Source organism: Shewanella sp. A22, assembly GCF_053850585.1.
The window spans coordinates 1-9,989 of sequence record NZ_JBSQBN010000148.1; the positions used below are offsets into that span (position 1 = coordinate 1).

Consider the following 9,989-nt stretch of genomic DNA (forward strand, 5'->3'; position numbering starts at 1 on the left):
TTTCAAAGTCCTTTATGCTTCGTTAGATGCTTTCAAAATAGAATCACTATTCGCTTCAATCATCTGCCTTGCCTACAGCTCTTTGAACTCCCGCTGAAAGATCACATATTTAATAGGATTGGTATTATTAAGGAGTAAGCGCCTCAACTCTGTCACAATAGACAAAGTATTTGGCCCGTGCTTGGGGGGAACCTTGCGATGTTAGTCTGGTGTGGGTGAAGTGTTACGACGTCAGTGGCACAGGGCAGAAAATAGAATCGTTCACGGCCCTTGATATTCAACCTATTTTTATTCCATTGATCCAAATCCAGAGATGACATCGAACAATTCCGCATCGATACCACTTTGACGTAGGCTATGAAATTTTTGCTTAAGGCTTGCATGCAGCTCGTCGATGTTTTTTTCTGCCCGCTGCATTGCAGACAAGCGACTGGCATTTTCACTGGCAAGTGATTCTGCGCAAGCTCTGAACAGACTAACAAAAAGATATTCGCGCACCATAGCGCGTAACGTTTGCTCCCGCTCAGGCATGACCTCGGGTATGTTATTGGTCGGCCAATGAATGCTAGCAAGGTTATGTTGCCAGTGGTGATCCAGCGGTAAAAGTTGTTGGCTTACTGGGGTGTATATTGAACCAGAATGGGGACGATGATGAAAAAGATATACTTTATCAATAGTGCCTTGTTCTCGCTGCGTTTCCATTTCTATCAAAATGTTACCCACCAGTGTCGAAACAGTATTGATGGAATTTGGCAGCATAAAACCTCGCTCCAGCGTCAGCTTGGTGTCTGCTAGCCGTGACTGAAGACGTTCGCCTACAGCCCATAGGGTTTTATTGCCTGGCAACTTCATTAATGAATTGCTGACAAACTCCACCATGACTTCATTGAATTGCCCGACAAGGCCTTGGTCAGAACCAAATACGATTACACCAATGGATGCTTTATCTGGTTGCGCTTGTTTAGCGATGGAACGGGTGGATTTATGTTGCTGAAAACAGGCTGTTAACCCAAGTTGCACGGTACGATAATAATCATCCAACGAGCGAACTGCGTTTTCGTATTGACTGATATTAGACGACGCCATGGCTTTCATACTGCGCACTACAGAGTCAAGTTCTTCCGCGTTGGTGATTTGGTGACGTAGACTGGTAACGCCTTCACTCATGTGATTTCCTTTCGCTTTTGACTGTGCATAAATGGTGCAAGTGCATCACGGACCGGCTGCAAAATCCCGTCGCGATCTTCATCTGTTAATTTTTCGGTGCTTGCTAATCTTGCGGTCATTTCAACAGGGATATCGGCAGTGGCCGCGCGTACTGCAAGCTCGGCTTGGCTCATTGCATCTAAAGGGACTTCATCAAATAGATTAGCGGTTAATGCCAGTAATACTGCTATTTGCTCTACCATCGAAATAGGCGTGGACTCTGCTTGTTTCAGGCAAGCACGAATGCGTCGGCCATGGTCGATAGTTTTTAGTGTGCTGTCATCCAATCGTGCGCCAAAACTCGCAAATGTTTCCAGTTCTTCAAACTGCGCATAAGCCAATTTGAGGTTTGATGCCACCGCTCGGTAAGCGGCTCGTTGTGCCTTACCGCCAACACGAGAAACCGATTTTCCGACGTCGATAGCGGGCAGTACGCCCAGTTCAAATAACGAGGGTGAAAGGTATATTTGCCCATCGGTAATTGAAATAAGATTTGTCGGAATATAGGCGGAAATATCCTGCGCTTCGGTTTCAATAATGGGGAGCGCGGTTAATGAGCCACCACCTAAATTTGGGCTCAAGTGAGTTGCCCGCTCTAACAATCGCGAATGGATGTAAAAGATATCGCCGGGAAAAGCTTCACGACCGGGCGGCCGACGTAACAGCAGAGACAGCTCTCGATAGGCTCTGGCATGGTGGGTCAGGTCGTCATATACAATTAATACATCGCGGCCTTGCTGCATAAAGTATTCTGCAATACTGGTCGCTGCATAAGGGGCTATATAAGCAAGGCCTGGAGGATCATTGCCTTCGGTAACCACCACAACGGTATATTCTAAGGCGCCTTGTTCATGCAGTATCGCAATCACTTTTGCCACACCTGAGGCGCGCTGTCCAATCGCGCAATATACGCAGAGTACATTTTTGTCACGCTGATTAAGTATAGTATCAACGGCAATGGCGGTTTTACCCGTTTGCCTATCTCCAAGGATTAATTCACGTTGCCCAAGGCCAACAGGAATAAGCGCATCGATAACTTTAATACCGGTTTGCAAAGGCACACTAACAGATGCTCGATTCATAATTGCAGGAGAGGGACGCTCAACGGGTAAGCGTGCACTGGCAATCAGTCTGCCTTTGCCATCTAAGGGCTCACCGATAGGATTGATAATACGGCCGAGCAGCCCTTCTCCCACAGGCACATCAACTAGATGCCCACAGCGTTCGACTTCATCACCTGCCTGCAAATGCCAGTAATCCCCAAGCAGTACCGCGCCTATTTCATCTTCATCAACATTAAAGGCAATGCCAAAAATATCACCGGGGAATTTCAGTACTTCTTCAAAACCGACCCCAGGTAAACCTGACACTTTTGCTATGCCAGTAGCAATACTGGTAATGGTGCCTATTTCTCGTGGTTGCAGTTGTGGTGAAAAAGACCGCCGTGCTTGCTGCAGAATCGAAAATGTCTGCTCAAATGTTGCTTGCAGTAAATCAGGCGCTAGCTTCATGATTGTCTGTCTTTGTTGTTGAGTGAGTATTGTTAGCTTGTTCAATATTCATAGGGGATTGCAGTAACTCGTCAACTCGTTTTGCTAATGAACTGAGGTATTCGTTAATACTCCATGAGATTTTTTGACCTTTGATACTGAGTTCAATGCCACTGATGACATCGGGCTCTATTGAAAATTGGATTGGTATGTCGTGACCCAATATTTTTTTAATAGCCGCTTCAATAAGTGAGCACTGCGGTGTTGGAAGTGCAAAGGCGGTTCGAATTAAAATAGGTTGTGCAGCGGCATTAATTGCTGGGGATATTGCCGATTGTAGCGAGGCTATTTCCTCATCGTTTAAGGTATTCAAACGGCGAATGAAAATATCTGTCATGGATGCTTCTAGAGAGGTTCCAGCAAGATCGCCAAGTACCTTACGCGCTATCGAGAATATTTCTTCCCGTGCGCGTTGGCTGATTGCCACTTGCAAATTGAGTTGCTCGTTTTTAAGCGCTAATTGTAATTTTTTTCGTAGGCCTTGTGACTCCAGTCTTACAGCTTCAAGTAAACGAGCGCGTTCGGCTTCTGTTTCATCTTTTAGTTTATTTATACGAGTGGTTTTTTGTTGCTCAAAATCGGCATTTTTTTGCTGAAACTCTTCTCGTTGAAGCTCTGCTTCAATTCTTTTAGCCTTAGTGTCTGCTATTTCTGCGGCAATTCGTTTTTCACGGGCATCGATGGAATCAAGAATGGGCCGATATAAAAACCGCTTCAGTAGCCACACGAGTACCAAAAAATTTATCACTTGCGCAAATACGGTAAACCAATCGATTAACATAGCCTATATACCCGCAGCTTGGTCGATCACGTAATTCCAAAAAGGGTTAGCAAATAGCAGAATCATCGCTACCACAAAACAATAGATCGCGGTTGATTCTATCATCGCTAAACCGACAAACAGTGTGCGGGTAATGGTGGCTGATGCATCTGGCTGTTGGGCCAAAGAGGATAGCGCCGTCGCTACCGCCTTTCCTTCACCGAGTGAAGGTCCAATAACACCGATGGTGATGGTAAACCCAGCGGTGATAATCGATACCATTGCTATAATTGTTATGCTGTCCATAATCACTCCTAAATCAATTTAAGGTGGTGGTTCATTGTTGAGAGCCCGTTTTTGTATCTTGTTTCTCGGTGGTGGCCGAGCCATCTTGCGCAAGTTTGCGCTCCGGTTGTTGAATGCGAGTCGCCGCAGCGATGTACACGGTTGCTAAAATAAAAAAGATGTAGGCCTGTACCATGCCAGTGAGTAAACCGAGCAGGGTCATGACAATAGGAAACAAAAAGGGAGTAATACTCAACAGAATACCGAGGATCATCACCCCACTCATCATGTTGCCAAACAGTCGCACCGCTAAGGCCAGCGTACGCGACACTTCACTGATAAGGTTAAATGGCAACATAATGGCAGTTGGCTTGGTGTAGGAGGCGAGGTAGCCGCGCAAGCCTTGCTTCTCTATACCAAACATAGGTACAGCTACAAATACACATAGTGCCAGCGCTACGGTACTGGAAAGTGAACCCGTAGGCGGTTCGAAGCCGGGGATCACCGTACAGATAGCTGAGGTGGCGATAAACAAAAATAACGAACCGAGAAATCCAAGATATTTATGGGGATTACTCAGACCAACCTCTTCAATCTGTTTGCTAATGGTAATGACCACCACTTCCAGCAAATTTTGCCAGCGAGAACGCTGCATATCCTTGGATAACTTTCTGGTAATCAGGATTGAGCCAATCACCAATAGCATCATTACTACCCAAGTAAATACAATGGTTGCGTTGAGCTTTACAAAGCTCATTTGCCAGAAAATAATTTGGTCTGGGCTAAGGTTCATAAACGGTCTTCTTGTTTATTGACTATGAGTGTTTTCCCCAACGATTGAGCCTGCTCTACCTGCAGGTTGTATCGCGTTGCCATGAGGCGCACTAACATAAACCCGAGTAATCCTGCTAATAAATGGTATCCATTGTCGCCAGCGATAAAATAGAAGCCAGCGATCACAATGGCGGAGCGAAATAACAGACTGGCGAAAAATAACAACGCAACATGTTGAGTCGATTTTAGCTGGCGAACTGTCCACCAAAGTCCGGCGAAAAAAAATAACCCTAGCAGTGCACCTGCCAGTAATGCCAATGTGAGCTCTACAAATATGTTGTCTACCAATACGTTTTCCATAATGACTTTTCCATCAAGTACTTTTCTATTGAGTCATTTGCTATCAACTAATTTTGTGTCAAATAAGTTGCGTCAATAAGTTGCATCAAATAAGTGGCCTACAAAATCAATCGAGTTCATCACCTCGGTGAATTTCCTTATCTTCTTTATCAACCCAATGCCAAGCATTAAAACAACCTAGGCATAACCCGCTAATCAATAACATCAAGGTTCTGGAATGTTCGCCAGGATAGTGTTTATCCAGCCACATTCCGAGTACTGCACCAAGCACCGTTGGGATCACCACCGACCAACCAATAAGCCCCATCATCCCAAAACCGGTCCAGACGGTTTTATTGATATGTCGCTGCGCCTTCAGTTTTCGTGTTGCCATGTCTTCAACTTGCTGGCTAAACTTGTCGTTGTTGGACTTATCTTTTTCAGGCTTTGGCGGTTCGGAATGTGGCTTTTCCGGAGTGATGTTTTCCTCTGGTTTATGATTCATAGTGAGAGCCTGTTGTTTTCCATATTTAACACGTGTTCTAAGGTCTAACTCTTCAGATAACATTGCGACACTAACTCTGTGTGGCGTCTTGTCATTTAAGCCAATAGCCAACACTCAACAACCATTCTGCGTTTAAAAATGCTAAAGCGTTAAGCCTAACCTTTAGGCAGCATTCATCTTGATAGAACGATAGGCCCTAAACTCTGTCATGATGGAACTCAGTCAGGCGACGCATGAAATTACTTTCCATCTTGATCAGTACCGAACGTAATTGCTGTTCTTGTTCATCTAAGTGCATAAATTCTTGCTCAACGGCTTGATGTAATTCGCTTAACGCCAAACCGCCTATGGCATTACGCACCGAAATCAGTACATCAAAGCCCGTTTTAACCAGTACACCTTCATCAATAGCAACATACACCTCATCAGCACCATCGCACTCAAACACCAATAACCCAGCTGTCAGTGACGCCACGCAGTCAAGCCGATGTGGCAAGATGCCAAACGAACCTTGATGCGTAACCGCGACAATGCGCACCACATTTTTTTGCTCAGCAAAAACCTTATAAGGCAGCAAAATTTTAAGGTTCATGTATGCAGGCTGCATATTCCGGTCCTTGTTTGTCTGTTGACTTGGCCACGACTACTGGCTGTTTACTCTGTCGATCTTAGGGCGATACTTGCTAATAGCTTCATCAATTGAACCAATCATATATAGGGCACTCTCTGGATAGTCTTTAAATTCATCGTGTAAAATTCGTTCGCATCCATCCAGAGCATCATTAAGACTCACCAGCTTTCCGGGCATACTGGTGAACTGTTCGGTAGTAAAAAAAGGCTGGGTAAAAAATCGTTCGAGACGACGAGCGCGCGCCACAATTTTATGATCCGCTGGCGATAACTGTTCCATGCCTAACATGGCAATAATGTCTTTAAGTTCTGCGTATTGTGCCAGTGTGCTGCGTATTTTCTGCGCCAAGTCATAGTGCCTTCGACCGATAATGCTCGGTGTGGCCATTTTTGAATTAGATAGCAGCGGATCAATGGCTGGATAAAGGCCTTCACTGGCCCGTTTTCGCGATAGCACAATTGATGCCGAGAGATGCGAAAAGGTATGTACCGCTGCGGGATCGGTAAAATCATCTGCTGGTACATATACCGCTTGAATGGATGTAATCGCGCCGCTGTCAGTATTGGCGATACGGTCTTCTAGTTGCGACAACTCGGTGCCCAAGGTTGGTTGATATCCTAAACGGGCTGGCATTTGTCCCATTAAACCGGACACTTCCATACCCGCCTGAATAAAACGGAAAATATTATCAATCAGTAACAGCACATCGCGATGTTCATCGTCGCGAAAATATTCGGCCATGGTCAATGCGGCATGGCCTACACGAAAGCGTGCTCCAGGTGGTTCATTCATCTGGCCGAACACCATTACCATGTTATCCAACACGCCTGCGGTTTTCATTTCTCGGTAGAGTTCTTCGCCTTCACGACAACGCTCACCAATACCGCAAAAAATACTCACACCAGCATGTTGGCCGACCATGTTGTGGATCATTTCTGTCAGTAATACCGTTTTACCCACACCAGCACCGCCAAATAACCCCGCTTTGCCGCCACGCTCAAGCGGCATTAACACATCGATCACTTTGATACCCGTTTCGAATACTTGGGATTTAGTCGCCAGTTGAGCGATGGCCGGCGGTTCGTTATGAACTGAACGCCATTGGGTGCCTATTGGCGGTGCCTTACGATCAATGGCGTTACCAAAAACATCAAACATGCGCGACAGAATGGTTTTACCTACAGGTGCCAATAAGGGGCCGCCGCTGTCTTCTACCAACATGCCTCTAGCTAGCCCTTGTGTTGGTGTCAGCGCAATGCAGCGCACTCGATGTTCATCTAGTTGCGAAAAAACTTCGATTAAAATTTGCTGCTGGTGCCCAGTAGTTAACAAGGAGCGAATAGGAGGGAGTTGCTCAGCAAACAGAATATCGACGACACTACCGCGTATCGCTATAACTGTACCTGAATTGGGTGAGGCATTTTTTCTATCCATCATATTCTGTCGATTATCTCCGATAACCAGATTGAAGTGCATAGAGGTAAGTAATAGAAAATTTACTGATTTGTCAGCGTCGTTAGACTTTGATTAAGATGGACGTTAGCCAATTAATTGTTCTATTCGAGTGTTATTGGTCTATTAGTTATAGTACTAGCAGAGCCGTTTTACCATGCGCTTCTCGATGACCTTTATCAGTAAAATAATTAAATACGGACGTTATTATTTAAAGGTGCCAACAAGCATAAAATAGACCAACACATTGGCCACAAGTATACATTTATCCAACTTAACGCCTGACAATCAGTCTTTATCAAACCCTTGCCAATATTTAGCTCGTTACTTTATTAAAAACCTTTTGGCGTGCTTTGCGTTGACGCAGATCAATTCAGAGTAATAGAGCTGCAGCAACCTCTGTTTTACCCTTGTCTAATGCAAGATTAATCAATTCGAATGCTGGTGGTTATTGGCGCGGTGGCATTGGTTTATTGAGTATTTGGTAAGTTCGCGATGTCGGCCGTCGCTGCCTTGATGGTCATCGTTCTAACTTTAGTGCGCGATATTAACGTGCTGTCGTTGCCAATATTTCCGTCGACAACAAAAAGGCCAGCCTCGATGGCTGGCCTTAATATTCGGTCTATAATCGGGTTAAATTGCCCAACCACCCATGTAAAAGGCGACTAAACCAAGGGTAATTAACATAACCCCAAGTCGCAGTTTACGCCACTCGCCACTGCATATGCGGCCAATAACCAAGGTAACAAAACCAAGCATAATTCCGGTAACGATATTACAGCTTAAAATGATAAATACCGCGCAGGTTAGCCCTGCCATTGCATCCACTTTATCGTCAAAATCAAGCTTGGTGACATTGCTTAGCATCAGTAAACCAACATACATCAGTGCTGGAGCTGTCGCATAAGCAGGCACTAAAAAGCTTAACGGCGCTAAAAACATCATCATCAAAAATAGCACGCCAACGATGGTCGCGGTCAGGCCCGTTTTACCACCTGCAGCGGTGCCTGCTGCGGATTCAATATAAACCGCTGCTGGTGCGCCGCCGACCACGCCTGCAAAAATACTGCTGACAGAGTCTGATGTCAGTGCCTTACCGCCACCAACAATATTGTCCTTATCATCGAGAAGTTCCGCTTGCCCTGCAACCGCTCTAATTGTGCCGGTTGCATCGAAGATAGCTGTCATCACTAATGCCAACACAATGGGCAGTACCACTGGGTTTAGTGCGCCCATAATATCGAGCTGACCAATTAGCGATGTTTCAGACATTAAGTCCGGCAAAGCAAATAAGCCTTGATATGTCACGCTAGGATCAAATATTAACCCAAAAATTGATAATCCGACGATGACCAGCAATATGCCACCAGGCATGCCTCGGCGTTCAAGCCCAATCGTCATAGCAAGACCAACAATGGTTGCGATAACTGGTAAGCTATTAATATCACCAAGCTTTACGGGTAAACCGGCATCGTTTGATACAATCAATTTCACGCTATTGGTCGCAATAAGGAGTAAAAACAAACCAATACCAATACCCGTACCGTGAGCAATACCGGTTGGCAGGTTAGTGAGTACCCATTGACGAATACCGGTGACACTCACAAGTGTAAACACGATACCCATTAGGAAAATAGCGCCAAGGGTGACAGGAATCGATATTCCCTGGCCTAGCACCATACTAAATGCAGTAAATGCGGTGAGTGAAATTGCACAACCAATGGCCATTGGCAAATTAGCCCATAGCCCCATGAGCAACGAACCAAACGCGGCAATTAAACAGGTAGCGATAAATACCGCAGCAGGGTCAAAGCCAGCAGTGCCCAACATGTTTGGCACCACTATCACCGAATAAACCATAGCCAAAAACGTCGTTAAGCCGGCAATGACTTCACGTTTTAAGGTACTTCCTCGGGCAGTAATATTGAAATAGCGATCCAAAAATGAATCAGAAACAGCAGTGTTTGAGAGAGTCTGTTCAGACTTCATAGTGATAATACCTTTTGATCTCTTAAATGATGAGTTAACCAATGGTTATCCATTGGCGACACGGCTATGGCAGGTAGAGCCCTAAACGAGAAATATTTAGGTGAGAGATCCACTTGGCGCATATAGCGTTAGTGACCTGCGAATATTGTGGTAAACAAATTTGTTATACACATGTCTGGTAAAATTTACGCTTACCAACATAGCCTTTGTTGGCGCGGAGTTTACAGTAATCGACAATGAGGAAATAGGAGGCTGCTAGCATTTTTCTACATCATTAAAAAACTCCAGCCAAACTAGCTGTTTTGTATACCGCACAATAAAAAGCATTCAAATAGTCTTTGTTCCCCATAACAGACTTGGGGGGAAGGGCATGTAATACCAATCCTATTAAATATGTGATCTTTCAGCGGGAGTTCAAAGTGCTGTAGGCAAGGCAGATGATTGAAGCGAATAGTGATCCTCGGTAACAAGCTCCTGCGTTACTCTACCTCCAGCATC

General features: G+C 45.1%; 10 protein-coding genes. All 10 read right to left on the reverse strand.

Translation table 11 applies throughout. The features are described 5' to 3' along the window. Positions 1 to 288 precede the first annotated feature (288 nt). Entirely contained in the window at positions 289 to 1,167 is an 879-nt protein-coding gene (locus ACWXWT_RS18355) for a F0F1 ATP synthase subunit gamma (protein ID WP_456043023.1), read from the reverse strand. Beyond that, positions 1,164 to 2,717: an alternate F1F0 ATPase, F1 subunit alpha gene (locus ACWXWT_RS18360; protein WP_456043024.1), complete on the reverse strand. Its 1,554-nt coding sequence runs from the start codon at positions 2,715 to 2,717 to the stop codon at positions 1,164 to 1,166. The genes ACWXWT_RS18355 and ACWXWT_RS18360 overlap by 4 nt, the downstream gene beginning before the upstream one ends. Next, positions 2,701 to 3,537, reverse strand: a complete 837-nt coding sequence (locus ACWXWT_RS18365) for a F0F1 ATP synthase subunit delta (protein WP_456043025.1) — start codon at positions 3,535 to 3,537, stop codon at positions 2,701 to 2,703. Before ACWXWT_RS18365 ends, ACWXWT_RS18360 begins: the two co-directional genes overlap by 17 nt. A 3-nt stretch (positions 3,538 to 3,540) precedes the next feature. Continuing rightward, positions 3,541 to 3,822: a F0F1 ATP synthase subunit C gene (locus tag ACWXWT_RS18370; RefSeq protein ID WP_456043026.1), complete on the reverse strand. Its 282-nt coding sequence runs from the start codon at positions 3,820 to 3,822 to the stop codon at positions 3,541 to 3,543. A 31-nt stretch (positions 3,823 to 3,853) separates the two neighbouring features. Beyond that, positions 3,854 to 4,594, reverse strand: coding sequence for a F0F1 ATP synthase subunit A (locus ACWXWT_RS18375; protein WP_456043027.1), 741 nt, complete (start codon positions 4,592 to 4,594; stop codon positions 3,854 to 3,856). Beyond that, entirely contained in the window at positions 4,591 to 4,935 is a 345-nt protein-coding gene (locus ACWXWT_RS18380; protein ID WP_456043028.1) for an ATP synthase subunit I, read from the reverse strand. The genes ACWXWT_RS18375 and ACWXWT_RS18380 overlap by 4 nt, the downstream gene beginning before the upstream one ends. A 106-nt stretch (positions 4,936 to 5,041) precedes the next feature. Next, positions 5,042 to 5,419, reverse strand: coding sequence for an AtpZ/AtpI family protein (locus ACWXWT_RS18385; protein WP_456043029.1), 378 nt, complete (start codon positions 5,417 to 5,419; stop codon positions 5,042 to 5,044). A gap of 196 nt (positions 5,420 to 5,615) precedes the next feature. Beyond that, a complete protein-coding gene (locus ACWXWT_RS18390; RefSeq protein ID WP_456043030.1) occupies positions 5,616 to 6,026 on the reverse strand; it encodes a F0F1 ATP synthase subunit epsilon in 411 nt (136 codons plus the stop codon). A gap of 36 nt (positions 6,027 to 6,062) precedes the next feature. Next, positions 6,063 to 7,487 (reverse strand): F0F1 ATP synthase subunit beta, encoded by a 1,425-nt coding sequence (gene atpD / locus ACWXWT_RS18395; RefSeq protein ID WP_456043031.1) that lies wholly within the window; start codon positions 7,485 to 7,487, stop codon positions 6,063 to 6,065. Positions 7,488 to 8,135: 648 nt separating this feature from the next. After that, positions 8,136 to 9,491, reverse strand: coding sequence for an NCS2 family permease (locus ACWXWT_RS18400; protein ID WP_456043032.1), 1,356 nt, complete (start codon positions 9,489 to 9,491; stop codon positions 8,136 to 8,138). Between the last annotated feature and the right edge of the window lie 498 nt (positions 9,492 to 9,989).

Excerpts from the sequence above, each read along its gene's own strand:
- ACWXWT_RS18355 (WP_456043023.1), bottom strand. The coding sequence starts at position 1,167 with ATGAGTGAAGGCGTTACCAGTCTACGTCACCAAATCACCAACGCGGAA.
- ACWXWT_RS18360 (WP_456043024.1), bottom strand. The coding sequence starts at position 2,717 with ATGAAGCTAGCGCCTGATTTACTGCAAGCAACATTTGAGCAGACATTT.
- ACWXWT_RS18365 (WP_456043025.1), bottom strand. The coding sequence starts at position 3,537 with ATGTTAATCGATTGGTTTACCGTATTTGCGCAAGTGATAAATTTTTTG.
- ACWXWT_RS18370 (WP_456043026.1), bottom strand. The coding sequence starts at position 3,822 with ATGGACAGCATAACAATTATAGCAATGGTATCGATTATCACCGCTGGG.
- ACWXWT_RS18375 (WP_456043027.1), bottom strand. The coding sequence starts at position 4,594 with ATGAACCTTAGCCCAGACCAAATTATTTTCTGGCAAATGAGCTTTGTA.
- ACWXWT_RS18380 (WP_456043028.1), bottom strand. The coding sequence starts at position 4,935 with ATGGAAAACGTATTGGTAGACAACATATTTGTAGAGCTCACATTGGCA.
- ACWXWT_RS18385 (WP_456043029.1), bottom strand. The coding sequence starts at position 5,419 with ATGAATCATAAACCAGAGGAAAACATCACTCCGGAAAAGCCACATTCC.
- ACWXWT_RS18390 (WP_456043030.1), bottom strand. The coding sequence starts at position 6,026 with ATGCAGCCTGCATACATGAACCTTAAAATTTTGCTGCCTTATAAGGTT.
- atpD (WP_456043031.1), bottom strand. The coding sequence starts at position 7,487 with ATGATGGATAGAAAAAATGCCTCACCCAATTCAGGTACAGTTATAGCG.
- ACWXWT_RS18400 (WP_456043032.1), bottom strand. The coding sequence starts at position 9,491 with ATGAAGTCTGAACAGACTCTCTCAAACACTGCTGTTTCTGATTCATTT.